Source organism: Nocardia sp. CA-120079, from assembly GCF_050955745.1.
GTDB lineage: Bacteria > Actinomycetota > Actinomycetes > Mycobacteriales > Mycobacteriaceae > Nocardia.
In genome coordinates, this window is the sequence record NZ_CP192088.1 from 1,537,714 (window position 1) to 1,564,538 (window position 26,825).

23 protein-coding genes are annotated in these 26,825 nt (G+C 67.2%); 9 read left to right on the plus strand and 14 right to left on the minus strand.

The genetic code is table 11. From position 1 onward, the window contains the following. Positions 1 to 157 precede the first annotated feature (157 nt). The 3 genes from ACQPYR_RS07035 to ACQPYR_RS07045 all read left to right on the plus strand — a co-directional run bounded on the left by ACQPYR_RS07035 (position 158) and on the right by ACQPYR_RS07045 (position 3,263). Positions 158 to 1,552, plus strand: a complete 1,395-nt coding sequence (locus ACQPYR_RS07035) for a PhoH family protein (protein ID WP_433629003.1) — start codon at positions 158 to 160, stop codon at positions 1,550 to 1,552. 156 nt (positions 1,553 to 1,708) lie between these two features. After that, positions 1,709 to 2,245 (plus strand): LGFP repeat-containing protein, encoded by a 537-nt coding sequence (locus tag ACQPYR_RS07040; protein WP_433629006.1) that lies wholly within the window; start codon positions 1,709 to 1,711, stop codon positions 2,243 to 2,245. Positions 2,246 to 2,393: 148 nt separating this feature from the next. Beyond that, entirely contained in the window at positions 2,394 to 3,263 is an 870-nt protein-coding gene (locus ACQPYR_RS07045) for an acyl-ACP desaturase (RefSeq protein ID WP_433629009.1), read from the plus strand. Between the two features lie 45 nt (positions 3,264 to 3,308). Here the strand turns inward: ACQPYR_RS07045 and ACQPYR_RS07050 are convergent, their stop codons facing one another. The 3 genes from ACQPYR_RS07050 to glpX form a co-directional block, all read right to left on the minus strand. Further along, complete coding sequence (locus ACQPYR_RS07050; protein ID WP_433629012.1) at positions 3,309 to 4,715, minus strand: class II fumarate hydratase; 1,407 nt, start codon at positions 4,713 to 4,715, stop codon at positions 3,309 to 3,311. Between the two features lie 126 nt (positions 4,716 to 4,841). Beyond that, on the minus strand, positions 4,842 to 5,405 hold the full coding sequence (locus ACQPYR_RS07055) for a YbhB/YbcL family Raf kinase inhibitor-like protein (protein WP_433629014.1): 564 nt from the start codon (positions 5,403 to 5,405) through the stop codon (positions 4,842 to 4,844). A 114-nt stretch (positions 5,406 to 5,519) separates the two neighbouring features. After that, positions 5,520 to 6,563 carry a class II fructose-bisphosphatase gene (glpX, locus tag ACQPYR_RS07060; protein ID WP_433629017.1) on the minus strand — a complete coding sequence of 348 codons (1,044 nt, stop codon included), beginning with the start codon at positions 6,561 to 6,563 and terminating at the stop codon, positions 5,520 to 5,522. 134 nt (positions 6,564 to 6,697) lie between these two features. On the opposite strand from glpX, the gene ACQPYR_RS07065 reads away from it, so the two are divergent. Then, positions 6,698 to 7,264, plus strand: a complete 567-nt coding sequence (locus ACQPYR_RS07065) for a DUF4245 domain-containing protein (protein WP_433629020.1) — start codon at positions 6,698 to 6,700, stop codon at positions 7,262 to 7,264. On the opposite strand, the gene ACQPYR_RS07070 is transcribed toward ACQPYR_RS07065, so the two are convergent. Genes ACQPYR_RS07070 through ACQPYR_RS07090 form a run of 5 tightly spaced genes read right to left on the minus strand, consistent with a single transcriptional unit; the run spans position 7,265 to position 10,253 of the window. Further along, positions 7,265 to 7,657 carry a type II toxin-antitoxin system VapC family toxin gene (locus ACQPYR_RS07070; protein ID WP_433629023.1) on the minus strand — a complete coding sequence of 131 codons (393 nt, stop codon included), beginning with the start codon at positions 7,655 to 7,657 and terminating at the stop codon, positions 7,265 to 7,267. Continuing rightward, positions 7,657 to 7,956 (minus strand): type II toxin-antitoxin system Phd/YefM family antitoxin, encoded by a 300-nt coding sequence (locus ACQPYR_RS07075; RefSeq protein ID WP_062986274.1) that lies wholly within the window; start codon positions 7,954 to 7,956, stop codon positions 7,657 to 7,659. Before ACQPYR_RS07075 ends, ACQPYR_RS07070 begins: the two co-directional genes overlap by 1 nt. 46 nt (positions 7,957 to 8,002) lie before the next feature. Next, the gene (locus tag ACQPYR_RS07080; protein ID WP_433629025.1) at positions 8,003 to 8,245 is read right to left on the minus strand and encodes an exodeoxyribonuclease VII small subunit; all 243 of its coding nucleotides are present in this window, start codon (positions 8,243 to 8,245) and stop codon (positions 8,003 to 8,005) included. A 2-nt stretch (positions 8,246 to 8,247) separates the two neighbouring features. After that, entirely contained in the window at positions 8,248 to 9,606 is a 1,359-nt protein-coding gene (gene xseA / locus ACQPYR_RS07085) for an exodeoxyribonuclease VII large subunit (RefSeq protein WP_433629028.1), read from the minus strand. A 23-nt stretch (positions 9,607 to 9,629) separates the two neighbouring features. Further along, the gene (locus ACQPYR_RS07090; RefSeq protein WP_433629031.1) at positions 9,630 to 10,253 is read right to left on the minus strand and encodes a lipid droplet-associated protein; all 624 of its coding nucleotides are present in this window, start codon (positions 10,251 to 10,253) and stop codon (positions 9,630 to 9,632) included. Between the two features lie 231 nt (positions 10,254 to 10,484). Here ACQPYR_RS07090 and ACQPYR_RS07095 point away from each other — a divergent pair, with 231 nt between their 5' ends. Beyond that, entirely contained in the window at positions 10,485 to 11,495 is a 1,011-nt protein-coding gene (locus ACQPYR_RS07095) for a 4-hydroxy-3-methylbut-2-enyl diphosphate reductase (protein WP_433629034.1), read from the plus strand. Positions 11,496 to 11,628: 133 nt separating this feature from the next. On the opposite strand, the gene ACQPYR_RS07100 is transcribed toward ACQPYR_RS07095, so the two are convergent. Both ACQPYR_RS07100 and ACQPYR_RS07105 read right to left on the minus strand, forming a co-directional pair. Beyond that, the gene (locus tag ACQPYR_RS07100; RefSeq protein ID WP_433629036.1) at positions 11,629 to 12,600 is read right to left on the minus strand and encodes a DUF6542 domain-containing protein; all 972 of its coding nucleotides are present in this window, start codon (positions 12,598 to 12,600) and stop codon (positions 11,629 to 11,631) included. 56 nt (positions 12,601 to 12,656) lie between these two features. Next, positions 12,657 to 13,814: a DNA recombination protein RmuC gene (locus tag ACQPYR_RS07105; protein WP_433629038.1), complete on the minus strand. Its 1,158-nt coding sequence runs from the start codon at positions 13,812 to 13,814 to the stop codon at positions 12,657 to 12,659. 346 nt (positions 13,815 to 14,160) lie between these two features. On the opposite strand from ACQPYR_RS07105, the gene ACQPYR_RS07110 reads away from it, so the two are divergent. After that, complete coding sequence (locus ACQPYR_RS07110; protein WP_433629041.1) at positions 14,161 to 15,342, plus strand: exonuclease SbcCD subunit D; 1,182 nt, start codon at positions 14,161 to 14,163, stop codon at positions 15,340 to 15,342. Between the two features lie 214 nt (positions 15,343 to 15,556). Then, a complete protein-coding gene (locus ACQPYR_RS07115; RefSeq protein ID WP_433629044.1) occupies positions 15,557 to 18,877 on the plus strand; it encodes an AAA family ATPase in 3,321 nt (1,106 codons plus the stop codon). A 304-nt stretch (positions 18,878 to 19,181) separates the two neighbouring features. Here the strand turns inward: ACQPYR_RS07115 and ACQPYR_RS07120 are convergent, their stop codons facing one another. Both ACQPYR_RS07120 and ACQPYR_RS07125 read right to left on the minus strand, forming a co-directional pair. After that, a complete protein-coding gene (locus ACQPYR_RS07120; protein ID WP_433629047.1) occupies positions 19,182 to 19,967 on the minus strand; it encodes a hypothetical protein in 786 nt (261 codons plus the stop codon). A 111-nt stretch (positions 19,968 to 20,078) separates the two neighbouring features. Further along, positions 20,079 to 21,767: a protein kinase domain-containing protein gene (locus ACQPYR_RS07125; protein ID WP_433629050.1), complete on the minus strand. Its 1,689-nt coding sequence runs from the start codon at positions 21,765 to 21,767 to the stop codon at positions 20,079 to 20,081. A 200-nt stretch (positions 21,768 to 21,967) separates the two neighbouring features. Here ACQPYR_RS07125 and ACQPYR_RS07130 point away from each other — a divergent pair, with 200 nt between their 5' ends. Together ACQPYR_RS07130 and ACQPYR_RS07135 are read left to right on the plus strand one after the other, a co-directional pair. After that, on the plus strand, positions 21,968 to 23,596 hold the full coding sequence (locus ACQPYR_RS07130; protein ID WP_433629053.1) for a DNA-3-methyladenine glycosylase 2 family protein: 1,629 nt from the start codon (positions 21,968 to 21,970) through the stop codon (positions 23,594 to 23,596). Next, entirely contained in the window at positions 23,593 to 24,111 is a 519-nt protein-coding gene (locus tag ACQPYR_RS07135; RefSeq protein WP_433629056.1) for a methylated-DNA--[protein]-cysteine S-methyltransferase, read from the plus strand. The genes ACQPYR_RS07130 and ACQPYR_RS07135 overlap by 4 nt, the downstream gene beginning before the upstream one ends. A 9-nt stretch (positions 24,112 to 24,120) precedes the next feature. Here the strand turns inward: ACQPYR_RS07135 and ACQPYR_RS07140 are convergent, their stop codons facing one another. Further along, positions 24,121 to 24,384 carry a YbdD/YjiX family protein gene (locus ACQPYR_RS07140; RefSeq protein WP_433629058.1) on the minus strand — a complete coding sequence of 88 codons (264 nt, stop codon included), beginning with the start codon at positions 24,382 to 24,384 and terminating at the stop codon, positions 24,121 to 24,123. Next, the gene (locus ACQPYR_RS07145) at positions 24,381 to 26,693 is read right to left on the minus strand and encodes a carbon starvation CstA family protein (RefSeq protein WP_433629061.1); all 2,313 of its coding nucleotides are present in this window, start codon (positions 26,691 to 26,693) and stop codon (positions 24,381 to 24,383) included. Before ACQPYR_RS07145 ends, ACQPYR_RS07140 begins: the two co-directional genes overlap by 4 nt. Positions 26,694 to 26,825 lie beyond the last annotated feature (132 nt).

The window sequence follows — 26,825 nt, forward strand, 5'->3', positions numbered from 1 at the left end:
GCTCGTACGGGAGGTCCTGAACCGTGACTGAGCTACTCAGTACGAGAGGGCCGGCACCCGGCCCTCTGGGCATCTGACGCAAGTCGGATCCCATCAGGACGGACCGGTCCAGCGAGATCGTTCGTGCGGGTGCCGCGCGAACACAAAGGAGCCCACCGTGACTGCTGCACGCTCCGTTCCCGCTCCCTCGGCGCACTCCAGCTCCGCGAAAGGCGAAGCCGCCGCGAAGGGGGCCCGCCCCTCGCATTCCCAGAATTCCGGTGCGAAATCCTTCGTCATCGACACCTCGGTTCTTTTGTCGGATCCCTGGGCTTTCACCAGGTTCGGCGAAAACGATGTCGTATTACCGCTGGTCGTGATCAGCGAACTCGAAGGTAAGCGCCACCATCACGAACTGGGCTGGTTCGCGCGGGAAGCCCTGCGCAACCTCGACGATCTGCGTCTGCAACACGGCAGGCTGGATCAGCAGGTGCCGATCGGCACCGAGGGCGGAACGCTGCAGGTGGAACTCAACCACACCGACCCCGCGGTACTCCCGGTCGGATTCCGCACCGACACCAATGACTCCCGCATCCTGGCCTGTGCGCTCAATCTGGCGGCCGAGGGCCGTCAGGTAGTGCTGGTGTCCAAGGACATTCCCTTGCGCGTCAAGGCGAGTGCGGTGGGTTTGCACGCCGACGAATACCACGCCCAGGACGTGGTGACCTCCGGCTGGGCCGGAATGGTGGAGATCGATGTCTCCAAAACACAGATCGATCAGCTCTACGCCGAGGCCGTGCTCGATCTGGACGAGGCGCGGGAACTGCCGTGCCACACCGGAATCCGGTTGCTCGGGGCAAGCTCCAGCGCCCTGGGCCGGGTCACGCCGGACAAGCGGGTGCAGTTGGTGCGTGAACGCGAGGCGTTCGGACTGCACGGCCGCTCGGCCGAACAGCGCATCGCACTGGATCTGCTGTTGGACGAGAGCGTCGGCATCGTCTCGCTCGGCGGCCGGGCCGGTACCGGCAAGTCGGCGCTGGCTCTGACGGCCGGTTTGGAGGCGGTGCTCGAGCGTCGCACACAACGCAAGGTGGTGGTGTTCCGTCCGCTGTACGCGGTCGGTGGGCAGGATCTCGGCTATCTGCCGGGATCGGAGAGCGAGAAGATGGGCCCGTGGGCGCAGGCGGTCTTCGACACGCTCGACGGGTTGGCCAGTCGTGAGGTGATGGAGGAGGTGCTCAGCCGCGACATGTTGGAAGTCTTGCCGCTCACCCACATTCGCGGTCGCTCGCTACACGATTCGTTCGTGATCGTGGACGAGGCGCAGTCGCTGGAGCGCAATGTGCTGTTGACGGTGCTCAGCCGCCTGGGCACCGGATCGCGCGTCGTGCTCACCCACGATGTGGCCCAGCGCGACAACCTACGGGTCGGTCGGCACGACGGTATCGCCGCGGTGATCGAAAAGCTCAAGGGGCATCCGCTTTTCGCGCACATCACGCTGACCCGTAGCGAACGGTCGCCGATCGCGGCGCTGGTGACCGAGATGTTGGAGGAGTACGGCCCGAGTGCATAGCTGGTAGCAGCAACTACCCAGGGTGTGTTTCCCATCACAATCGAGCGGGTAGTATCCGCGTGATACCTGTTCAGCGACGGCCCGGCGAGTCTCACATCGATTCGCCGGGCCGTTGCCGAGCATCGGCCCAGGCTACGCGCGACGAGAGGGATGGAAATGCACCACTTCGCTCGACGAACGGCTGGATTCACCGCGGTCACCGCTGCCGCGGCACTGCTGCTGGCCACCGGCTGCGGCAATGACGACGACAAGGACAAGAACACCGCCGCGTCCATGACGACCACCTCGGCGGCCGCCCACGGCGAGGAGCACATGTCCGGCGCGGCGGAGGAGACCAAGATCGCCACCCAGGGCGGCGACATCACCGTCTCCGGCATCATCTTCGACAAGTACGTGCAGTCCGGCGGCCCGACAGGTCCGCTCGGCGCTCCGCTGAAGTCGCAGGAGGACGCCCCCAACGACGGCAAGTGGCAGGACTTCACCGGCGGTGCGATCGTCTGGAGCAAGGACAGCGGCGCGCACATCGTCTGGGGCGAAATCCGCAAGGCGTGGGAGGACAACGACGGCCCCGACGGCAAGATCGGGTACCCGACCAGCGACGAGAAGGACATCCCCGGCGGCAAGCAGAGCGAGTTCGTCGGCGGCACCATCACCTGGGTGGACGGCAATACGACCGTCACGCCGAAGTCCTGATCCGCCCGGCGTCCGGGCGCTCACGTGCCATTATTGGTGAGTGCCTCGCGGTTCGCTCGAAAGAGCTGGTGCTTGTACGCTCGGACGCCGGTACCGATTCCTATTCGTAGATCCCCGCATCGCGGGGCCCAGCCGCTAGGTTGTGCTAGTGCAAACTCTCTTGACCGATCGCGAACTGCTCGCGTCCCTCGCCGATGCGGTGGAACTGAATCTGCGCCGCCACATCGCCGCCGCCGACGGCTGGCACCCGCACGACTATGTGCCGTGGGACGACGGCCGCAACTTCCGCTTCCTCGGCGGAATCGATTGGGAGCCCGAGCAATCCGAGTTGAGCGAGACCGCCAAGCTGGCGCTGACGGTCAGCGTGCTCGTCGCGGACAATCTGCCCTCGTACCACCGTGAGGTCGGCAAGTACCTGCGCACCGGATCGTGGTGGCGCTGGGTCGGCCGGTGGACGGCCGAGGAGAACCGGCACGAGATCATGATCCGCAACTACCTCATGGTCACCCGGTCGGTCGACCCGGTGCAGTTGGAGCGGATGCGGATGGACCATATGACGAAGGGTTTCCGGCGTCCCGCACTGCACCTGCTCGACGTGCTCGCCACCTGCGCGTTCGAGGAGGCGGCCGCCGCCATCCGGCATCGCAACACCGCCGCGCTCGGGGAGAACAAGATGGTCACCGCCATCGCCGAGCGCATTGCCATCGACGATGAACTGCAGTCGATTTTCTTCGCGGATCTGATCACCGCGGCGTTCGGTGTCGCACCGGATCAGACGATGCGCGCCATCGCCGACAGCGTCGCGCGGTTCGAGGTGCCTTCGGTGGCGTTGCCCGACGGGCGCAGCAGCGATGATGTGCTCGCCGAGGCGGGCATCTACGACCGCGCCAAGGAGAACGAATTGGTCTTCGGCCCGCTGCTGGAGCGGTGGGAGTTCTTCACTCGCACCGGTCTCGGTGCAGACGGTGAGAAGGCGCGGGCGGAACTCGCGGACCTGCGGGTCGGTTCGCCGGCCTGAGTCTCGAATCCGGTCGGCGCACGATCTGTGCGCCGACCGGTTTTTTTACTTTTCGTCCTCGACCCTGGCCATCGACAGCACATCCAAGCGGCGATCGAGTTCTGCCAGGGTGAGCTTCTCATCGAGCAGACCGCGATCGATCACGGTCTGACGGATGGTCTTCTTTTCCTTCAACGCCTCTTTCGCCACCGCGGCCGCCTCTTCGTATCCGATGGCGGAATTCAGCGGCGTCACAATCGAGGGTGACGATTCGGCGAGGGTGCGCAGATGATCCTCGTTGGCGATCAGACCGCGAATGCACTTATCGGCGAACAGCCGGGACACATTGGCGAGCAGCCGAATCGACTCGAGCAGATTGCGCGCCATCACCGGGATGTAGACGTTCAACTCGAACGCGCCGCTCGCACCGGAGAACGCGACCGCCGCGTCGTTGCCGATCACCTGTGCGGCGACCTGGGTAACCGCCTCGGGCAGTACCGGATTCACCTTGCCGGGCATGATCGAACTACCTGGCTGCAGATCCGGCAGCCGGAGTTCGCCGAGACCGGTCAGCGGGCCCGAACCCATCCAGCGAATATCGTTGGCGATCTTGGTGAGGCTCACCGCGACGGTGCGCACTGCGCCGGACGCCTCCACCAGACCGTCGCGGGCGGCCTGCGCCTCGAAGTGATCCCGCGCTTCGGACAGTGCGTCGAGATCGGTCGACAGCACCAGCTCCGCAACGACTTTCGCGCCGAAACCGGCGGGCGCGTTGAGGCCCGTGCCGACCGCGGTACCACCGATGGGCAGCTCACCGAGCCGGGGCAGCACGGCCATGATGCGTTCCATACCCGCCGCGACCTGGCGGGTATAGCCGCCGAACTCCTGGCCGAGGGTCACCGGCACGGCGTCCATGAGGTGGGTGCGCCCAGACTTCACGACCGTGCGCCATTCGGCCGACTTGTCCAGCAGCGCCAGCCGCAGATGCTCCAGCGCCGGGATCAGATCCTTGATGGCGGCCTCGGTGGCGGCGAGATGGGTCGCGGTGGGGAAGGTGTCGTTCGACGACTGCGACATGTTCACGTCGTCGTTCGGGTGCACGGTCACGCCGTTGCCCTTCGCGATCGAGGCGATCACCTCGTTGGCGTTCATATTCGAGCTGGTGCCCGAGCCGGTCTGGAAGACATCGATCGGGAACTGCTCGTCGTGCAGACCCTCGGCGATCTCGTTCGCGGCGGCGATAATGGCATCCGCCTTGACCGGATCGAGCAGCCCGAGATCCTTGTTCACCTTGGCGCACGCGGCCTTGAGCAGGCCGAGCGCCCGGATCTGCGCCCGCTCCAACCCACGCCCGCTGATCGGAAAGTTCTCCACGGCCCGCTGCGTCTGCGCCCGCCACAACGCATCCACGGGAACCCGAACTTCCCCCATCGTGTCGTGCTCGATCCGGAACTGCGTCTCCTCGGTCGTCATAATTCCGACCCTATGCCGCATACGCCAGTCGTGGGGCTGCCACGCCTGAGGCGATTCGCACACCGCCCCCGCCCCGCTCCGGGAATATCGCAGCCGGCCCGGACCGCCGCTGCGGCGAGTTACTCGTTACGGTCGTTCGTAGAATCCGTCGATCCGGCCACGCGCTACTGCCTTGGCGGCGGAGAAGACCTGGCGCGGTTTCGCTTTCGCGGCGGGCTTGCCGCCTATGGTGCTGATCGGCTCGGTCAGGGCGAAGAGTTGGAAGGCGTAGCGGTGCGGTCCGTGGCCTTTGATCGGGGCCGGACCTTGGTAGCCGCGGCCGAAGCCGGAGCGGAGGATGCTGACGCCGGGCGCGGGAGCGTCGGCGCGCAGTCCGTCTTGGGGCAGTTCGGCGCGGGTCGGTTCCAGCAGGGCCACGCAATGTACGAATGGCAATCCTGTTGGTGCGTCCGGGTCTTCGACGACCAGGAGGAGTTGCGCCGTACCGTCGGGCGCGGTCCACGCCAGCGTCGGGGATGTGTCTCGGCCACCGATCCGCTTGGACGCGTGCACCTTTGGCAGTGGCGACTCGTGCGTGAAATCCGGGCTGGTGACTTCGAAGGTCGCGTCGGTGGCGAGGTTCGGCAGATGCCAGGCCAGGCCCTGCTCTCCGGCACGGCGGTTCTTCAACAGTTTCCCGATAATTGACACCGGATCTCCTTGGTCTGCTGGGGATTCCGGAGCTTACCGTCGTGGAAAGAGCACCGCACATGGCGCAAAACGAGCCCGATCCGAAGCGGACCGGGCTCGATGCCTTGGAGAAGATCAGGGCAGCGGCGGCACCGCATCCTCGTCGCCGACGAAGTCGACCGAGGAGTATTCGCGGAGCTTGGTGAGGCGATGGTAGGCGTCGATCATGCGGACGGTGCCGGATTTGGAGCGCATGACGATGGACTCGGTGGAGGCGCCGCCGGGGTAGTAGCGGACGCCGCGTAGTAGGTCACCGTCGGTGACGCCGGTGGCGCAGAAGAAGACATTGTCGCCCGCGACCAGGTCATCGGTGGTGAGGATGCGGCTGAGGTCGTGACCCGCGTCGATGGCCTTCTGACGTTCCGCGTCGTCCTTCGGGGCGAGCATGCCCTGGAGTTCACCGCCCATACACCGCATCGCGGCGGCGGCGATGATGCCTTCGGGGGTGCCGCCGATGCCGACCAGGATGTCGGTGCCGGAGTCGGGGCGGGCGCAGGCGATGGCGCCCGCGACGTCACCGTCGGAGATCAGGCGGATGCGCGCGCCCGCGTCGCGGACCTGCTGGATCAGGTCCGCGTGGCGCGGCCGGTCCAGGATGCAGACGGTGAGATCGGACTTCGACAGGCCCTTGGCCTTGGCCACCCGGCTGATGTTTTCGCCGATCGGGGCCGAGATATCGATCACGCCCGCCGCGTCCGGGCCGACCGCGATCTTGTGCATGTAGAACACCGCGGACGGGTCGAACATCGCACCCCGCTCGGCGACCGCGAGCACCGCGATGGCGCCGGGTGAACCCTTCGACATCAGCGTGGTGCCGTCGATCGGGTCGACCGCGAAGTCGACCTCGGGACCGGTGCCGTCGCCGACCAGCTCACCGTTGTAGAGCATGGGCGCTTCGTCCTTCTCGCCCTCACCGATGACCACGATGCCGCGCATGGAAACGGAGCTGACCAGCTGCCGCATGGCGTCGACGGCCGCACCGTCGCCACCTTCCTTATCGCCGCGGCCGACCCAGCGGCCCGCGGCCATCGCACCGGCCTCGGTGACCCGGACCAGTTCGAGCGCGAGGTTGCGGTCCGGCGCCTCGCGGCGGCTGGGTGCGGGCGAAGATGCCGTCATTACGGTGTGCCTCCTACGGTCGTTGCTACCGCTGATTCTCTCAGAAGCGTGACCGTTCTCGATCAGGTACTACCGTTCCAGATCTGGGACCACCTGTGGATGAGCGTGCCGGACCGCGCGTGGATACTGGGAGCGTGTCCTACCAAAAACCACGCATCCTCAACGACTACCGGGATCTGTTCTGGTCACTGATCCCGTTGGTGCTGATCGCCGTGGTCTTCGCCGGGCTCGCCAGCCAGTGCAGCTTCGCGGGGAAAGGACCCACACAGGGGCAGATTCCGCATTTCGACGTGACGGCCGCACTGGCCAACGACGCGAAGACCATGCCCTTCCCGATCCGCAATCCGAGCCTGCCCGAACATTGGACTCCGAACTCCGGTAGCCGCGACACGATCACCACCACCGGCGGCGGGCCGGTCAGCACTGTTGGTTTCATCACACCGCAGGGCACGTACATGCGGATGAGCCAGAGCAGCGCGACCGAGGAGGCGCTGTCGCGCTTCGTGCTCGGCTCCCGCTACGGCACCGGCACCGAGCAGGTCGGCGACCAGAAGTGGGTCGTCTATGCCGAACAGGGATCCGAGACGGCGTGGATCGCCGACTTCGGCCAGTCCCGAGTGCTGATCACCGGCGCGGGCAACCACGCCGCCTTCACCACGTTGGCCGCCGCCATCGGCGCAGCGCAGCCGCTCACACACTAGTCAGAGCGGCGCTACCCACGTCAAACCGGAGGCCTCCGCCGCCGCGCCGAGGCGCTTGTCATAGGTGACGAATGCGATCAGATCGGTGGCTAGTTCCTGTGCGGTGGCCAAGTGCAGCGCATCGAGGCTGCGGACTGTTGCGGGTGACACCGCTGCGGCGTTGGCTCGTACGATCCCATCCATTTCGAGTCTGTCCACGCGAGCGAGGACTGCTGGTACGTGAATGAGGTCGGCTGGGTCAGCCGCCCGCACCGCGCGGACCAGCTCGACTTCCACCAGCGATGAGGCAACCCAGGGCTCGTCGGGACGATCATCGAGCCAGCTCGCGAGCGCGGCGGATTCCGATTCCAGATGGACCAGCTTCACCAGAGCACTCGTGTCCAGGTAGATCATCAGTAGCGCTCGTCGTCGCGCAGAGCCTGCAGTGCCGCGCTGGCGCTGCCCTCCGTATCGATCGGTGTATTTTTCAGTCGTCGGCGTACCTCGGCAAGCAGATCCGCGCGACCCCTCGTGGCCGGGCGCATCCGGCGCTCGATGAGCAACCGCGCCCGGACATCTCGCTCGGGGTCGACAGGGACGATCCGACCGATGACGGTGCCGCGCTCAGTGATATCGATGGTTTCCCCCGCTTTGACCAGCGCGAGGCACCGAGCCGTGTGATGCGAGAGCTCTCGGATGGGTATAGCGGTCATCAGACCATTGTGGCACAAATTTGTGACACAATCGCGCGGCGGATGGTTATTCGTCGGATTCGAGGTCGGTGCGCGAGAGCGCGTTCTCGACCCGCTGACGTGCGCCTGCCAGATGTTCCTCGCAGCGGGTGGCCAGCACCTCCCCGCGCTCCCACAGTGCGAGGGATTCGTCCAGGTCGAGGCCGCCCTGTTCGAGCATTTTGACGACGTTGACCAGTTCGTCGCGGGCACGTTCGTAGCCGAAGGTGGAGATCTCGGCCAGTTTGTCGTCCTTGCCGGGGTCGGCCAAGGTCAGTTCCTCCCTGTGTCGGTCTTGCCCGGTGCTCGCGTGCCCGATGCTTGGGTGCCCAGTGCGGCGGCGGAGATTGCACCGTCGGCGACCCGGATCCGCAGCTGACTACCCGCGGGCGCATCCTCGATCGAGCGGACCACATGCCGCTCCTTACCGCTGACGCGCTGCACGACAGCGTAGCCACGGGCCAGCGTCGCGGCCGGTCCCACCGCGGTGAGTTTCTCCCGCAGGTGCCGGGTTGCGGTGGTTTCGGTGCTGATCAGATGGTCGGCGGTGCGGCGGGCGGCGGTGCGCAGGCGTTCGATCTCGTCATAGCGGCGGTCGAGTTCACGCAGCGGATCCGCCAGCACCGGCCGGGAACGCAACTGGGCCAGCGCCCTGGTTTCGCGGTCGACCCAGCCGCGCAGTGCGGCGGCGCCGCGGGCGCGCATATCGCGGACCCCGGCCAGTTCGGCGGCCGCGTCGGGCACGATGCGCTTGGCGGCGTCGGTGGGGGTGGCGGCGCGCAGGTCGGCGACCAGATCGCACAGTGGATTATCGGGTTCGTGACCGATCGCACTGACGATCGGCGTGGTCGCGGCGACGATCGCGCGGCACAGCGTCTCATCGGAGAAGGGCAGCAGATCCTCGACGCTGCCGCCACCGCGGGCCAGCACGATGATCTCGACGGCCGGATCGCGATCGAGTCCGGCCAGCGCCTGCACCATTTGCGGTACCGCGGTCGGGCCCTGCACCGCGGTATTGCGTATCTCGAAACGCACTGCGGGCCAACGATTTCGGGCTACCGTCAGGACATCGCGCTCGGCGGCGCTTGCGCGGCCGGTGATCAGTCCGATTGTCTTGGGCAGGAACGGAATCGGCCGCTTGAGCCGGGGATCGAATAGACCCTCCGCGGCGAGCAGTGCCTTCAACCGTTCGATGCGGGCCAGCAGTTCACCGATGCCGACCGGGCGAATCTCCATGGCGCGCAACGAAATCGTGCCGCGTCCGGTGAAGTACGCGAGTTTGCCGTACACCACCACCCGGCTGCCCTCTTGCAGCGGCACCGCGGAGCGGCGGATGAGATCCGGATGACAGGTCACCGACAGCGACATATCGGCGGCGGTATCGCGCAACACCAGGAAAGCGGTGCTGGTCCCGGGACGCAGATTGATCTGGGTGATCTGGCCCTCCACCCAGATGCTGCCGAGCCGATCGATCCACTGCGCGACCTTGATGGCCACCGAACGCACCGGCCACGGCTGTTCGGCGGAGTTGGCGGGAGCCGCTCGGTCGGGTTGGCCGGCGGATTCCCGGCCAACCGTCGACGAAGACGCGGGGGGTTCGGGCCCACCCGTCTCCCGACTACCACCCCCCATCGAATCGCTTCGCGATGCTGAACTCATTGAGCCCGCACGGTGGCGATCCGGTTCGTCAGCATGGTCACGAACGGCGCCCTGGCACGCGTCTGCTGTTCGTACTCGAGCAGGGCGTTCAGATCCTCGACGGTCAGCATGCGCAGGCGGGCGCGCAGCTGGGCCAGGGTCATATTGGCGTAGTCGTAGCGGGTGGCCACCTCGGGCTCGACGACCTCTGGTTCGGGCTCGGGCTGGGGTTCGGGGACCGCGGGCACCTCGGTCTCCGGGACGGCGATGGTCTGTACCGGCGCGACGTGACCATTGGTCTCACCGGCGCGGGCGGCATCGGCGGCGAAGTCGGTCGGTTCGTCGTCGTACAGGTCGAAACTGCTGGTGCGGGCGGGAGCGGTGAACTCCGGCTCGGTGTCCTCGTCGAAGGTGGCCCAGTCGGGCTGCTCGACGGGGGCGTTCGCGAGACGGTCGAATACGCTGTCGCCCTTGAGGGCGAGGCTGGTCACGAACTGCTGGACGTGCATGGTGGTCTGCAGCATCTGGCTGATCGCGGTGATCGGGAAATTCATTGCGGCAGTTGGTAGCCGCCGGGTTTCTTCGATGGCGTATACGGCCGCGCCGGCGGCGACCCGGGCCAGGAACGGTGGTCGAAACATGCTCCTAGCCTGCCCGATACGGGATGTTATGCAAAGCACTGGTGTCACAGACACGGAATCTACTTTGGCGCGCGCGGTGCCCTGCGTGGTTACGCAGGCCGCCTCCTCCGGGCCTGACCACGCGCGCCGGGGGTTGTGCATCATCCGGCGGCGTTTTCGCCCGGTGCGAGTGTGTCGAGAACGACGCGACCGGGCGTCCACTACTCATCGGCCGCACGTAAGCTGAGGGGCATGTCTTCGGCCATCCCTTTGAACGTCGGAATCGCCAGCACGGCCGGTTCCGGATCCGCCGATGCCGACGGTGGTAAGCGTGTGCTGCTAGCCGAACCGCGTGGCTACTGCGCCGGTGTGGACCGCGCGGTCGAGACGGTGGAGAAGGCGCTCGAGAAGCACGGCGCCCCGATCTACGTGCGCAAGGAGATCGTGCACAACCGTCATGTGGTGGAGACGCTGCGTGAACAGGGTGTGATCTTCGTCGACGAGACCGACGAGGTGCCCGAGGGTGCGCTGGTCGTGTTCTCCGCGCACGGTGTCTCACCCGCGGTGCACGAGTCGGCGGCGGCGCGCAATCTGCGCACGATCGATGCCACCTGCCCGCTGGTGACCAAGGTGCATCAGGAGGCCAAGCGCTTCGCCCGCGACGACTACGACATTCTGCTGATCGGTCACGAGGGGCACGAGGAGGTCGAGGGCACCGCGGGCGAGGCCCCCGAGCATGTACAGCTCGTCGACGGTCCGGATGCGGTCGACCGGGTCACCGTGCGCGACGAGTCCAAGGTGATCTGGCTCTCCCAGACCACGCTCAGCGTCGACGAGACCATGGAGACGGTGCAGCGGCTGCGCCAGCGTTACCCCGGACTGCAGGATCCGCCGAGCGATGACATCTGCTACGCCACCCAGAACCGTCAGGTGGCGGTCAAGGCGATGGCGCCGGAATGCGATTTGGTGATCGTGGTCGGCTCGCGCAATTCGTCGAATTCGGTGCGCCTGGTCGAGGTCGCGCTCGGCGCCGGCGCGAAGGCCTCCTACCTGGTGGACTACGCCCGCGAGGTCGACCCGGCGTGGCTGGTGGGTGTGCGCACGGTCGGCATCACCTCGGGTGCGTCCGTGCCCGACATCCTGGTGCGCGGTGTGCTGGATATGTTGGCGGAGCACGGTTTCGGTGAGGTGCAGCCGGTGACCACCGCCAATGAGACGTTGGTATTCGCACTGCCGAGGGAGCTGCGGACGTCGCGGCGCTGAGCAGCGCCAACGATTTTCGCCCGTCGCCAGTATTTCGCAGCGGTCGGTGTTTGCGTTCTCGAGAGTTTGTCGCGGGTAGTCGAATAGCGGCTGTGGGTGAAGTTCGGAGCCGCCATTCGACTACCGTCGATGGCTAGAGGCTTTCTGGCCGCCGTCGCTCGGTTCGGCTCGAATCGCGTTCGCGATAGCGCACATTGGGCTGTGGATGGGGCGGTGCCTCGCCGCGCCTTCTTGCCGCGGTGCGGCTCGGATCGCCCTCTGCCCGAGGCGCCGCCGACCGGGCGGCCCGTGTCGTATCGCCTTCGCCTCGAGCGGCTGGCACCGATCGTGCGGCGCGTGTCGGTTCGGCCTCGCCCCGAGCCGCTGCCGCAGTGGGACGGGTGCTCGGTCGGCGCTCGCGGCCCGGGCGTTCGTCACCCCGGGCGCTCTTCGCGCCGCCGACGCGCGGCGGGGTGTCCGCTACTTCCGAACTACCGCGCCGACTCGGTCGCGGCAGATGCAGATCGGTATCGAGGTCGGAGGTATCGACTTGGGGACGGCGGGTGCGGCGACGCGCGGCATCGGCCAGCGGGCCGCCGTCGGCGCGCTCCGACCTGGTGCGTTTGCCCGAGTTGCTGCGGCCCCAACCGGTGCCGCGACGGGATTCGTCGCCGCGGCCGGCGGCTTCCTCACGCCTGTGCAGCAGGATCCGTCCGGCGCCGATCGCCAGCACCAGCACGGTGGCCAGCGCCATGATCGGGAACCGGTTCACCAGCGGGATCGCCAGATTCAGCAGGATGTCCTTGAGACCGGTCGAAGCGCCATCGGTGAGCTGCTGATAAGCCAGCGGCACCGCGACGAACAGCAACAGTGGTGGCAGCACCATCGCTGTGAAGAGTCCGCGATAGCGAACGGCGAGCACCGCCGCGACGCAGCCGAGGACGTATAACGTGTTGAACGTCGCGGTCAGCTCGTTATTCTCGCCGTGGGCATCGATCAGGAACCCCAAAAACGTGCACGCCACCGCGATCAGAACCGCCGCCCCGGCCGGAATCCCCGGCACCGAGGGCAGGATCGAACGATGCGGCGCGGGCACCCGGGTTCGCACACGTTGGGAAGCAGCCACCCCATGACACTAACTGCCGCCGCGTTCGGCGGCGTTACGGCACGGCCGTCGCAGGGCTAATCGTCGGCGTCGGCGAAGCCGACCGCCCGCGGCAATGAATCGACCCGATGGATTGCCGGCACCTCCTGCTCGGCTATTTCAAGATCGTGGAGTTTGCGGGCGGTGACCATCACTCGCGACTCGACCGAGGCGACGGTGTAGTTGAAAGCGTCTACGGCCTTACCGAGTTGCGCGCCGAGGCGATCCAGATGTCGGCCGGTCATGCCGAGCCGGTTGTAGAGCTCGCGACCCAATTGCTGAACGGTAGCCATATCGTGAGACAGTGCTTCTTGCCGCCAGCCGAAGGCGACTGTGCGCAGCAAAGCGATCAAAGTCGTCGGAGTAGCGAGGATCACGTTGCGGCCGAACGCGTACTCGAGCAAGCCGGAATCGGTGGTGAGCGCGGCATCGAGGAATGGATCGCCCGGCACGAACAGCACCACGAACTCCGGCGCGGGATCGAAGGCCAGCCAATAGGCCTTATCGGCCAGCTGATCGATATGGGCACGCAGATGTTTGGCATGGCGGCCGAGCAGTTCGGCGCGCTCGTCCGGATCGTCGGTCATGGTGGCGTCGAGGTAGGCGGTGAACGGCACCTTGGCGTCGACCACGATCTGCCTGCCGCCTGCGAGATGGACCACAAGGTCCGGCCGCACCATGCCGGTGCGTTCGGTGGCCCCGTCGCTGCGCGCCGCCCGGCTCACCTGGGTGTCGAAATCGCAGTGCCGGGTCATGCCCGCCAGTTCCACCACCCGCTCCAATTGGATCTCGCCCCAGCGACCGCGCACCTGAGGTGCTCGCAGTGCGGCGACAAGCTGACTTGTTTGGCTGGTGAGCTGATGTGACGTGCGCTGCATCCCCGCGACTTGTTCGCGCAGACTCGAATAGGCGTTGATCCGGTGATGTTCGACCTGCTGGATGTGCTGGTTCAGCGTGCCGACTGCCTCGCGCAGCGGATCCACCATCGCACCGATGGCGTGCGAATGTCGGCGTGCCGCATCCTCATTCGCCGCGGTGAGCGATTGTCGCAGTAGCCGCTCATTGTCGGTGGCGGCGGCCAGTCTCGCCTCCGCGGCCGTCGCGCGCTGCCCGGCGCGCGCGGCATGCCCGAGCCAGCCGAGCCCTACCCCGGCAGCGAACACCAGCATCAGTGCGACGAGCATCGGTGCGGTCATAGCGCAGATAGTGCCCCATGGCACCGACAAGTTCGAAACCCGCGAGCTATCGGACAGCAGTGCATCGACGAATGCCTGGAGCCGCAGATTCGTACCAGGCAGCGGGTCACCGAGCGGCCAGCAGCAAACCGGAGGCTCGGGTCTTGCGTCCACCGACCACCCCGGAGCGAGTCTTACGAGCGACCCGTTCGCGGCCCGTCTCGCGTCCGAGTCGTCGAAGCGCATGCGCCGCAGGCGCGAGTCTCGACGGCTCGGACGCGAGACACCAGGGGGCCGCGAACACGCCGCGCCGAAGGCGCGGCCAAATTGTTGAGTGTGTCGGTGCGATCGCCTACGGTTTCGCGGCATGCGGATGCTGCACACCTCGGACTGGCACATCGGGCGCACATTCCATGGGGTCGATCTGCTCGCCGATCAGGCCGCCGCGCTCGCGGCCATTGCCGAATTGGTGGCCGCGGAATCCGTTGACGTCGTCGTACTGCCGGGGGACGTGTACGACCGATCCATTCCGAGCGCCGACGCGATCGCGGTGTGTATCCAGGGATTCGAGGCCATCCGGGCGGCGGGGGCGCAGATCGTCGCGACCTCCGGCAATCACGATTCACCGACGCGGCTCGGTGCCGGTGCGAGTTTCGCGGCGGCGGGCGGGCTGCATTTGCGCACGACGGTCGCCGCTGTCGATCGGCCCGTGCTGGTGTCCGACGAGCACGGCGTGATCGCCTTTTACGGCATCCCGTACCTCGAGCCGGAAATCACTCGCGCCGAACTCGGTGTGCCGCAAGCGCGTTCGCATGCCGACATCCTGGACGCGGCAATGTGCCGAATCCGGTCCGATATCGCCGAGCGTCCCGGCACCCGCACCGTGGTACTCGCCCATGCTTTCGTGGTCGGTGCCGAGGCGACCGGTTCCGAGCGTTCGATTTCGGTCGGCGGCGTGGAGACGGTGCCGCTGTCGGCATTCGACGGCATCGACTACGTGGCGCTCGGGCATCTGCATTCACCGCAGACGCTCTCGGAATCGGTGCGCTATTCCGGTTCCCCGCTGCCGTATTCGTTCGCCGAGACCTCGCACCGCAAGGCGGTGTGGCTCGTCGACCTGGACGCCACCGGTCTGCATTCGGTGCAGCGCCGCGACCTCCCGCTCGTGCGCGGCCTGAGTCGTCTCAGCGGTACGCTCGACGAATTGCTCAGCGATGCAGCCTATTCCGAGGCCGAGGGACACTATGTCTCGGCGACGCTGACCGACTACGCCCGTCCCGTCGACGCCATGCGCAAGCTGCGCGAACGCTTCCCGCATGCGGTGCACGTGGAATGGTCGCGCCCGGAAGGGAACCCGGAACTGCGCTACCGTGAACGCGTGCACGGTCGCCGCGACACCGAAGTAGCGCAGAGCTTCCTCACCGACGTCCGCGGCGAACCCACCCCGGGGGAAATGGCCTGGCTGGAACGGGCACTCGCCGCGGCGATACGCGAACCCGACCGGGAGGTGCCCGCGGCGGTCACGCATGCCGGGGAACTGTCCGCATGAGCGGCCGTCGTGGTCCGCTGAGACCGGTCACCAGCGGATACCGCTGCAGAGAATCCGTGCCAGGCTTGCCGAACACCCTTCGCGGCATGGGATATTACAACAGCTCTGCCTCGAGCGTGGGTTCTTCCAGCGGGCTCAGTGGATGCTCCCGGGTGCACCGGAGGGCGCTGCGCGCGGTGTCCGCGACGTCGACCGCACTCGGCAGGGGCGCTGAATGAGGCTGCACCGGCTGGAGATGACCGCATTCGGCCCATTCGCCGAGACCACGGTTGTCGACTTCGACGCGCTCGGCGCGGACGGGTTGTTTCTGCTGCACGGGCAGACCGGAGCCGGAAAGACGACGGTGCTGGACGCGATCGCGTTCGCGTTGTACGGCAGCGTGCCCGGCGCGCGTGGCGAGAGTAAGCGCCTGCATTCCGATCATGCCGACGAGCAGACGCCGCCCCGGGTCGTGCTGGAGGCGACGCTGGGCGGGCGACGAGTGCGGTTGACGCGCTCGCCGGAATTCCAGCGGCCGAGCAAACGGGCCAAAAGCGGCTGGGTCAAGGAGAATGCCGCGGCGACGCTGGAATGGTTGGACGGGCGCGGCGCGAACCTCGCTCGCCTGACCGATATCGGCGACGAGATCATCCGCCTGCTCGGCATGAGCGCGGACCAGTTCTTCCAGGTCGTGCTGTTGCCCCAGGGGGATTTCGCGCGATTTCTGCGTGCGGAGAACGAGGAGCGCGAGAAGCTTCTCGAAAAGCTCTTCGACACCGAACGTTTCGGCAGTGCCGAGCAGTGGTTGGCAGACAAGCGCCGGGCCTCGACCGCGGACGTGGAGTCGCGCAAGCAAGGCATCGATCGGTTGATCGCACAGGTCGCGGTGGCGGCGGGGGAGACGGCGGCCGAAACCGTCGGGCCACTCGAGGCGGTCGGCTGGTCGCAAGATCTGCTCGCGACCGCGCGTGCGGCACTCATCGCGACCGCGGCGGAAGCCGAACGGTGCCAACAGGAATCGGCGCGCGTCAGGTCCCGTGCCGAGGAGCAACGCCGCCTGCACGAACTGCGCCGCCGCATGACCACGGCCCGCGAGCGGCTCGACGAATACGCGGCCGCCGCCGACCGCCGCGCCGATCTGCAGGCCGAACTCGAATCGGCCCGCCGTGCCGCGCCGGTCGCCGACGCCATCGATGAGGCCCGCGCCGCGGTAATGCACGCCAAGCGCAAATCGGACGAAACCCACCGCATCGCTGCACGATTGGCCGCACTGCTCGCCGAACCCGCTGGCGTGGATGTCGCGGGTAATGAGCTGATCACGGTCGAACGCGGGCCGGACGGAAAACCGGCCGTCGTCGCCGACGCGGATGTCGATGCGGCCATCCGACGGTGGAGCGCCCAGATCGGCGCGCTCGACGAGGTCAGCGCCGATGCGACCACCGCGACCCGGCTTACTTCCGAACTCGCCACCCTGCGCGATGAGGACACCGCACTCACTCGCCGCGTGGACAAGCTGACCCGAATGCGTCGGCAACTGCCCGAGTCGATCGCCAACATCGAGGCCCGGCTGCGCGAAACCACTGAGGCCGCGGCCGAACTGCCCGCCTTGACCGCCGAATGCGAACGTCTGCAGGCCGCGGCGATGGCAGCGGTCGAACTCGCCGGTCGCAGAACAAGTCTCGATCACGCCCGGATCGAATTGGAGTCGGCCCGCGCGGCGCACCTCGATGCCAAGGAACGCGTACTCGACCTGCGCGAGCGCAGGCTGGCCGGGATGGCTGCCGAACTCGCCGGGCAATTGCTCGACGGCGAGCCGTGCACGGTATGCGGCTCGGCCGACCACCCAGCACCGGCTCGCGCCGCAGCCGGCGCGGTATCGAAGGACGCCGAGGATGCTGCGGCCACCGCCGAGCGCGCGGCCGAGGACGCCCGCGACCGGGTGCTGGCCCGAATCACCGATCTGGAACGCGAAATCGACGCGCTGATCGCCCGCGGCGGCGATGCCGACCGCGTCGAACTAGCCGCCGCCCTGCGCGCCGCGACCGACCGCTACGAAGACGCCGCCGAACTCGCCGCCCTGTCCGACAGCCTCACCGCCGAACTGTCCTGCCTGCGCACCGACGAATCGCGCCTGCACGACGAACTCCGCGAATCCGACACCCGCCGCAGCACCGTCACCACCCGCATCGCCGCCGCCACCGCGCGCCTCACCGAACTCACCGACCGCCTGCGCACCGCCGCGGGCGCCGACGAAACCATCGACCGCCGCCGCACCCGACTCGACACGCTGATCGGCGACGCCACCGCCCTCCGCGACGCACGCAATGACGAGTCGGCCGCAATCGAGCAGGTCGCCGTGATCGCCGATCGGGTCGAAAGCCTCGCGCTGGCAGCAGGTTTCGTCATCGAGCAGGAAGCGGATTCCGTCGCAACCGGTCCGGGGCCAACGCCCGGTCGGGCGGCTGGTCCAAAGGCTTCGCCGCTCGCCGATCCACGCGGCGCGGCCAGCGGTGATGCGCTCATCGATGGCGATGGCGATGGCGATGGCGATGGCGATGCCGATGGCGATGGCACTGGCGCGGTCTCCGATTCGACCGAGAGGCGCGTCGATAACGCGGAGACCACCAGGAGCGCAGTCGGTTCGAGGTCAGCCGAAGATGGCACGCAACCGCGCGACGACGTGGCCCTGTTGACGGCATACGCGCGAGTAGTCACCGCGGCCTCACGAACCACCGAGCGGCAGAACGAGATCGAAGCGGAATTGGTCGCCGCGGATCGGTCTCGCGCGCATGCCGAGACCGTCCTCGCGGAGCCGGAGATCCAAGCCGCCGCCTCGACCGAACCCGGCGATCTCGCGGAGTCGGCGTCCGCCGTTGCCGCCGCGCAGACCCAGCTGAACGCGGCCGTCGCCGCGCACGCGGAGGCCACTCGGCGGGTGAACCTGCTGGAGGATTTGGGTGGTCAGCTGTGGGCCGCGGTCGATCGGATCGCCCCGGTACAGCGCGCCCACGAGGAACTGGCCGCACTCGCGGAGGTCGTCGCGGGCCGGGGCGAGAACAACCGTCGAATGTCGTTGCGCTCCTACGTACTTGCCGCCCGGCTGGAGGAGGTGGCATTGGCGGGTTCGGTTCGGCTGCGCCGAATGTCGGGCGGTCGCTATGAATTCGTGCACTCCGACAAGGCGGGCCCGCGCGGCCGTCGCGGCGGGCTCGGCCTCGATATCCGCGACGACTACACCGGTGCCGTCCGCCCCGCCAAAACCCTGTCCGGTGGCGAATCCTTCATGGCCGCACTGTCATTGGCCCTCGGCCTCGCCGACACCGTGGCGGCCGAATCCGGCGGCGTGGTGCTCGACACCATCTTCATCGACGAGGGTTTCGGCGGACTCGATGCCGACACCCTCGACGCGGTCATGGGCGTTCTCGACGAACTGCGCGCGGGCGGGCGCGTGGTCGGTGTGGTCAGCCACGTCGACGAAATGCGCCAGCGTATTCCGAGCCGCCTGCACGTCATCCGCGGTCGAGCGGGCTCCCAACTCCGCACCACCGTGGCCTGACCGCACGTGCCGATCATTGCGTGGCAAGCGCGAGAACAGCGCTGGTCGGATCGGCAGCGGTCGAGCTCACGGCCGTCGTTCGGTTGCGTCCGAACTCGGCAGTACCTCCCGCGAAGAGGCCCGACGTCGACCCCGCCGCAATCGTGCTCCGGCCGTGTGAATCCCGGCGGCGCCCGTGCGAGACCCCTCGACTGCCCGGACGCCCGCCGGAAGATCGCCCGGTTCGGTCGATCCCACGTTGGTTCGAATATGCTCGCCCGAGCACTCCCGGACCGGTCCGGGACCGACGGGACGCGATCTGACCTCAGGGCCCGTCGAGCAACTGGAGGTCGCGCGGGACGATGGTCGTCGACTGGATGAGTTCCTGCAGCAGATTGTGGTTGAGCATATTGCCGATGGGTTCGGTGAGCTGATCCCTGGTCAGCCCGGGGACCGGCGCGTGGCCGCAGGCGCCGGCGTACTTCTCATCCGACAGGCGCGCCCGAACGCGCCCGATCACATCCGCTACCCGCCGATCGGTCCAGCCGGCATCCGGTCGCAGCGCGTGCAGTAGTGCGGCGGTCTCCTTCCAGGTCCACGGCTGCGGCCAGCGCTCCTGGTAGAGGTAGGGCTGGCCGAGCGCGACGAGCGCCAACTTCTCATCCGCATCCAGCGGCCACGGTTCGGGCTTCGCGGTGACATGCTCGTGCCGCGGCACGGGCAGATCGCCGTCGACGCCGGTCACGTAGACCTCGAGCAGGTGTTCCCGATTGTGTGACCCGCGAATGAACATCGGGGTGTAGCCGGTGCCGAGCGGGAACGGTTCCTCGCCTTCGAACACCAGGCGGGCTTGCGGCAATCGAATGGGTACGCCGCCGGTGTTGTCGAGCTGCCAGCTGTTCCGCCGGTAGGTCAGCGTTCCGTGCACGCGACTGATCCGCAGATCGTCCCCGCCGACTCCGACATCCACCTCCCCGACATTGCGGCCGAACTCGATGACGTTCCCGTCGCGCGGCGTGCCGTGGACCCCGCCGGCCGTCGACAGCACCGAGATCGTGCCCGGCGCGGTACCGACGGCTCCTCTCGCCAATCCATGACCCGACGGGGACATCGGATACACGCCTTTGCGTCTCGGCTTTCCCTGCGGCACAACGGCCTCCTCATGGCTGTTCTGGTCCGGATCCGAAGCGTCGCACCGAATGCGCCGGACCGGTCCGGCCCATCATCTGGTCAGGCTGGCCGCCACGGTCGTCGCCAGATCGGTGACGGTCGCGCAGCGCTGCTCGGCGGGCTGCGATCCGTAGAACTTGACCACGACGACCTCGGCTCGGTCACTGCTGGATGTGCCACGGAAGCTGCGGTACTGGATCTGCACGATGCAGTCGTCGGTGTTCTTGGTGCCGGACCGGCGGAAACTCGGCAGACCGGCGAGGGTCAGCGGCTGTCCGGACTCGGCGGTCTTCGGCGAGTCCCGGTCGTAGCGCACCGTGACGTGGCCGTCGATGGTGCTGTCCCAACGGCAGGACCAGCGACCGAATCCGGGGGCCGGACGCACCGCGTCGACGCCCGCCACCCGGCCCAGGGTCGGCACATCGACCAGGGCGCAGGCGTCGCGCCATGCCAGCGAGCCGGTCGGAAATGCGCCCGGTCGACGCGGAATCGGGCCGTGCAGCAACACATCTCGCGCGTGGGTGGCCGTGATATCGGCCAGCGCACACGGATCCGGTCCGGTCGCAACCTTGCGCTCGCCGATGATCGCGATATTCGCACCGGGCGAAAGTATCAGTGTCCGAACGCATCTGGTGCTGCCAGCGGGTTCCGAGACGATGGTGACATTGCCGGCGCGAGTGACGGAGACCTGCGAGGTCTGTTCGGGCGCCTCGACGGACAGTGTCAGCCGGACCTGGCCGATATCCGGGTGGAAATCCTCGCCCCACTGGCGCACGCGCAGGTCGCAGGTATCGAAGTTGCCGCCATCGGTGGACAGGTCGATCCGGCCGAATTCGGCCAGTGCGGTCGGGTCGAGCAGCGCGCACGGGTCGGCCGACCGCGGATCGAGGATGGGGTCCAGCGCCGCGACACCGGGCATCACCACACTGGCCGCCACAATCAGCGCCACCGCGACCGCCTCTGCGGCGCCCACCGCAGCCCGGCGCACGATGGCGCGATCCCAGCCGCGCGGCGTCTGGTCGAGGCGCGCGAAGCGGGTCGCGGCCGTGGCGGCCGCGGGCCGGTGGATCGGGTTGGGCAGCGTCAACTGGGTGAGCAGGGCCTCGAACGGCCCCGGACGGCGCTGCCGTTCGGTCACCGCGAGCAGTGCGGCCGCGAGTGCGTAGACATCCGATTTGGGACCGGCCGGGCCGCCCGCCGCGACCTCTGGCGCCAGATATCGCCATTTGCCACGCGCGATATCCGGTGTGTCACCGGTGCCGGCGTTGCGTATGTCGAGTGAGCTGCCGAAGTCGGTCAGCCAGGCGTCGCCGTCGTCGGCGAGGATGATGTTCTCCGGGGAGATATCGCAGTGCAAGATGCCACGATCGTGGCAGTGTGCCAGCGCGCTCGCGATCTGCTCGCCGACTACGGCGGCTCGGGCCGGGCCGAGTTTGCGTTGTTCGCGCGCTACCTCGGCGAGCGAGTAGCCAGGCACGTATTCCGTTACCAGCCAGCACACATTGTCGTGTTCGAAGATGTTGTACACGCCGATGATGTGCTGATGTCGCAGGCCTGCCGCATTGCGCGCGGCGGTGCGCAGCCGCCGGGCGCTGTCCGGATCGTCCGGGCGCGGACATTTGAGCACTACGTCGCGGCCGAGGTCCGCATCCGTCGCCCGCCAGGCCATACCCTCGCCGCCGAGCTTGAACAGCTCCCGCAGCGTGTACCGGCCCGCGATGCGGTCTCCGACGCCGACCATGCGCCCGCCCTCGTAATTCGGCCCATATCCCGATATTCCGGCCCAAATCTCGCGAACGCAGTGTAACGCTCACAGCTACATTCCGTTGTGCTGCTCGACAATTCGGGGCCACCGCCATTTGTTCCGGTCGGTCTCGTCCACGGGTGCCACCGGGGTTTGTGGCGGATTTCCGCTAGCGCCAGGTGTGGGTTGCTGCCATTGTGGATTGGGTGACGATCACGGCTTTGGATTTCGAACGCTGCTATCGGGCGGTATCGACCCGGGACTCCCGATTCGACGGCCAGTTCTTCACCGCGGTGCGAACGACCGGAATCTATTGCCGCCCTTCTTGCCCAGCGATTACGCCGAAGCCAACGAATGTGACATTCCTGCCGACGGCCGCCGCCGCACAGCAGGCCGGATACCGGGCCTGCCGCCGCTGCCTGCCCGATGCCGCCCCTGGCTCGCCGCTATGGAATACCCGCGCCGATCTGGCCGCACGGGCAATGCGACTCATCGGCGACGGCGTGATCGAGCGCGGCGGCGTGCCCGCACTGGCCGCCACGCTGGGCTATTCGCAGCGCCAGGTGACCCGGGTGCTCACCACCGAACTGGGCGCCGGTCCGCTGGCGCTGGCCAGGGCCCATCGCGCGCACACCGCGCGGCTGCTGATCCAGACCACCAATATGCCGATGTCCGATATCGCCTTCGCGGCTGGATTCGCCAGCATTCGCCAGTTCAACGACACCGTCCGCGAGGTATTCGCGGTCAGTCCGACCACGATGCGCACCGAGGCGCAGCGAGTGACCCGCCCCGGCAGCCACGTGGTGCCCGCCACCAATGGATCGCTGACGCTGCGGCTGCCTTTCCGCGAGCCGCTGGACCGCGGTTGGCTCGAATGGTTCCTCTCCTCGCACGTCGTGCCGGGCATGGAGCTATGGGAGGACCGCGCCTACACCCGGAGCCTGCGCACCCCGCACGGACATGCGACCACGCGGCTGAGCTTCCAACGCGATCACGTGCGCGCCGAACTTTCCCTGCACGATATGCGCGACCTCGCACCGACCGTCGCACGGCTGCGGCATCTGCTGGACCTGGACGCGGACCCGGTCGGCATCGATGCGGCGCTCGGCGTGGTGCCCGCCGATACCGAGGTCATCGAGACGTCGGGACGAGACCTTCCGGACGTCGGTGCGGCACCGGCCGACCATCCCTTCAATGTCGGTGCGGCCGCTGCCCGCCGTGGCCGAGCCCGCCCGCCGTTCACTCCCGGTATCCGAGTGCCCGGCGCACTCGATGGTCCAGAGTTATTGCTGCGCACCATGATCGGTCAGCAGATTTCGGTATCCGCCGCCGCGACCCACACCGCTCGACTGGTCGAGGCGCTCGGCGAGCCGATCGACGGACCGGTCGCGCGGCTGTTCCCGACGCCGGCCGCGATCGCCGAACGCGGGGCCGAGGTATTGACCGGCCCGGCGCGGCGGATCCGCTCGATTATCGGCGCGGCGTCGGCCCTCGCCTCCGGCGATCTGGTGCTGCACCAGGGCCGCACCGCCACCGACCTGCGCCGCGACCTGTTGGCACTGGAAGGGGTCGGACCGTGGACCGCCGACTATGTGACCATGCGACTGCTCGCCGATCCGGATGTGCTGCTCGACACCGATCTCGTTGTCCGCCAAGGCGCCACCCTGCTCGGGGTCGATCTCACCGATACCGCGCGCTGGACCCCGTGGCGTTCGTATCTGTCCATGCACCTATGGAAGGCCGCGCTCGCCGGTCGCAAGGCCACACCGCCGAAAGCAACCGCGACGCGGGTCGTCGCCGGACCGAAAGCGAAAACCCGATCGTGACAACCGATTTCGCGACCTCCGCTACTCCGATCGGCCCGTTCACCGCACTTGTCGATGCCGACGGTGCCGTGCTCGCCTCCGGCTGGACCGACGACGCCGAGAACCTGCGGCAGTTGATCCACCCGAGTCTGCGACCCAGCGAGCTACGCGGGCGTGCCGACCTCGGCGAGGTGACCCGCGCGGTCACCGCCTACCATCGCGGCGAGTTGACCGCGATCGACGAGATCGAGGTGCGTCAGCAATCCGGCGAATTCCTCATGCACGCATGGGAAGTGCTGCGCAAGATCCCGGCGGGCGATCCGGTCACCTATACCGAATACGCTGCCATCTCCGGTCGTCCCGACGCCACCCGCGCCGCCGCCAATGCCTGCGCCCGCAATGCCGCGGCGCTTTTCGTGCCGTGCCACCGGGTTCTGCGCATCGGGGGCGCGCTCGGCGGGTTCCGTTGGGGGCTGCCGGTCAAGCGCTGGCTATTGGATCACGAGCGGGGCGAAGCTCAGTTGACCATCGAATAGTCGGATCGTTCAGCAACAACGATTCTGCGGATTGTTATCCGCATCCGCGTGCCGCCGCCGCCAATACTCGCGCTCCGACGGAACCTCGCAACCGGGGTGATTGCGCTGCAGATGGTCCACATAGCGCTGGTAATCCTGGCCGCCGAGCACCGCATTGAACCATGAACCGAATGCGCGAACCTTTGCCGCACCGGCACTTCCGACCACCCGCAGCCGCCGAATGACGGCCGGTCGAGGTGACCGGCCGTCATTCGGCTGCGCTGCTGCGGTCAATGTGCTGGTGTTTGCGCCGTAGCGCCCTTGGTATGGGCGGCGCCAGGTGCCCGGACCTGCCCCGATTCGATCAGGGCATCCCATTCCTGCTGCACCGCTTTCTCTTCCGCGGTGGCGATGAAGCCGCGCGGTGCGAAGATCTTCGACGGTTCGTCCGGCGTCTCACTGCTCGGTCCGCCGCCCGCCCGCCAGGCACGCAAGCAGACCACCACACCGACCACCGCGACGACCAGCACCAGCACCGCGAAGATGATCGACAGCGTGCCCTGGATGAACGTGTTGCGCACGACCTTGTCCATATCGTCGGCAGTCTTGGCCGGTGCCAACAACTTTCCGGCGTCGCGGGCGGCACTGTAGTTATCGTGCTGCTTCCAGTAGCCGATCTTCGGATCGGCGGAGAAGATCTTCTGCCAGGACGCCGTCATCGTCACGATCAAATCCCAGATCAGCGGCAGCGCGGGAATCCACGCCCACTTCACCAGACCCTTCTTGATCAGAATGGTCAGTACGACGGTGAGCGCGATCGCGGCCAGCAGCTGGTTGGAGATTCCGAACAGCGGGTAGAGCGTGTAGATGCCGCCGAGCGGATCGGTGACACCCATCAGCAGAACCGAACCCCAGGCCGCGACCACAATGGCCGAGCACAGCCACGCACCGGGCCGCCACGACGGATCCTTGAACTTCTTCGCCGGACCGCCGAGATTACCGAGCGAATCCGAGAGCATGAAGCGCGCGACGCGGGTACCGGCGTCGATGGTGGTGAGGATGAACAGCGCCTCGAACATGATCGCGAAGTGGTACCAGAACGCCTTCAGCCCGGAGCCGCCGAGGAATCCGGACATCACCTGGGACATACCGATCGCCAGCGTCGGCGCGCCACCGGTGCGCGAGATGACACTGGTCTCGCCGACATCCTTGGCGGTCTGGGTCAACTCACCCGCGGTGATCGGATCACCGCTCAGACCAAGGGAATTGGTATAGGCGGCGGCCTTCTCGGCGGTACCGCCGGTGAGACCCGCGCCCGCGTTCATGGCGAAGTACAGGTGCTGGTCGATGATGCTCGCGGTGATCATCGCCATGACCGCGACGAACGACTCCATCAGCATGCCGCCGTAGCCGATCATCCGCGCATGCGACTGCTTCTCCAGCAGTTTGGGTGTGGTGCCGGAGGAAACCAAGGCATGGAATCCGGACAGCGCACCACATGCGATGGTGATGAAAAGGAACGGGAACAGGCTGCCCGCGAAGGACGGACCGTTGCTGTTGTGCGCGAACTGCGACACCGCTGGCGCCTGCAGCACCGGCATGGTGAACACGATGCCGAGCGCGAGCAGGCCGATGGTGCCGATCTTCATGAACGTCGACAGGTAATCGCGCGGTGCGAGCAGCAACCACACCGGCAGTACCGAGGCGATGAAACCGTAGACGATCAGCAGCCAGGCGATGGTGGTGCCGGACAGCGTGAACAGGTCACGACCCCAACCGGATTCGGAAACCCAACGGCCGGAGATGATCACGAACAGCAGCAGTGCGAAACCGATGACCGATACCTCGCCGACCCGGCCCGGTCGCACGAAGCGCAGGTACAGGCCCATGAACAGGGCGATCGGGATGGTCATGCCGATGGAGAACACACCCCACGGGCTGCCGCCGTGCAATGCGCCGTCCGGACCCTTGACCGCCGCCAGCGCCTGCACGACCACGATGCCGAGCACCGCGAGCAGGATCATCATGATCACCAGCACGGCAATGATCGCGGCGACACCGCCGATCGGTCCGAGTTCGTCGCGGGCCATCTGCCCGAGGCTGCGCCCACGGCGCTTCGACGAGGCCCACAGCACCAGGTAGTCCTGCACCGCGCCGGCGAGGACGACGCCGACGATGATCCAGATGGTGCCCGGCAGATAACCCATCTGCGCGGCCAGCACCGGTCCGACCAGTGGACCGGCGCCCGCGATGGCGGCGAAGTGGTGCCCGAAGAGCACCCGCCGGTCCATCGGCATGTAGTCCTTGCCGTTCTCCAATTCCTCAGCGGGCGTGGCCACATCGTCGCGCGGCTTGGTGATCCGGTATTCGATCAGCCTGGCGTAGAACTGGTAGGCGGTCACGTAGGTGCAGATCGCCGCGACCACGATCCACACCGCGTTCACGTTCTCACCGCGGGAGATGGCGAGGACGGCCCAGGCTATCGCTCCGACGACCGCGATCGCCCCGAAGATCGCCTTCTTCCGTGGCGTGATCGGGGAGTGATCGACCACCCCGACGGGCGGCAGATCGGGATCCGTCCGCAAATATTCGATTGTCGCCATCCGCTTACTCTCCTGAAAAACGCGCAGGATCCTGCTCAAACATCTGACAACGTATCCGATTGATGATGTCGATCGGGCTCGTTTCCGATCGGCTTAGGACAACGTTAAGTTTTGTTCGTGTGTCGGCCATCA

Coding starts and splice junctions, on each gene's coding strand:
- ACQPYR_RS07120 (WP_433629047.1), bottom strand. CDS start 19,967: ATGTCCCCGTCGGGTCATGGATTGGCGAGAGGAGCCGTCGGTACCGCG.
- ACQPYR_RS07040 (WP_433629006.1), top strand. CDS start 1,709: ATGCACCACTTCGCTCGACGAACGGCTGGATTCACCGCGGTCACCGCT.
- ACQPYR_RS07105 (WP_433629038.1), bottom strand. CDS start 13,814: ATGACCGCACCGATGCTCGTCGCACTGATGCTGGTGTTCGCTGCCGGG.
- ACQPYR_RS07125 (WP_433629050.1), bottom strand. CDS start 21,767: ATGGTCGGCGTCGGAGACCGCATCGCGGGCCGGTACACGCTGCGGGAG.
- ACQPYR_RS07075 (WP_062986274.1), bottom strand. CDS start 7,956: ATGACCGCTATACCCATCCGAGAGCTCTCGCATCACACGGCTCGGTGC.
- ACQPYR_RS07090 (WP_433629031.1), bottom strand. CDS start 10,253: ATGTTTCGACCACCGTTCCTGGCCCGGGTCGCCGCCGGCGCGGCCGTA.
- ACQPYR_RS07115 (WP_433629044.1), top strand. CDS start 15,557: ATGAGGCTGCACCGGCTGGAGATGACCGCATTCGGCCCATTCGCCGAG.
- ACQPYR_RS07110 (WP_433629041.1), top strand. CDS start 14,161: ATGCGGATGCTGCACACCTCGGACTGGCACATCGGGCGCACATTCCAT.
- ACQPYR_RS07145 (WP_433629061.1), bottom strand. CDS start 26,693: ATGGCGACAATCGAATATTTGCGGACGGATCCCGATCTGCCGCCCGTC.
- glpX (WP_433629017.1), bottom strand. CDS start 6,563: ATGACGGCATCTTCGCCCGCACCCAGCCGCCGCGAGGCGCCGGACCGC.
- ACQPYR_RS07070 (WP_433629023.1), bottom strand. CDS start 7,657: ATGATCTACCTGGACACGAGTGCTCTGGTGAAGCTGGTCCATCTGGAA.
- ACQPYR_RS07095 (WP_433629034.1), top strand. CDS start 10,485: ATGTCTTCGGCCATCCCTTTGAACGTCGGAATCGCCAGCACGGCCGGT.
- ACQPYR_RS07050 (WP_433629012.1), bottom strand. CDS start 4,715: ATGACGACCGAGGAGACGCAGTTCCGGATCGAGCACGACACGATGGGG.
- xseA (WP_433629028.1), bottom strand. CDS start 9,606: ATGGGGGGTGGTAGTCGGGAGACGGGTGGGCCCGAACCCCCCGCGTCT.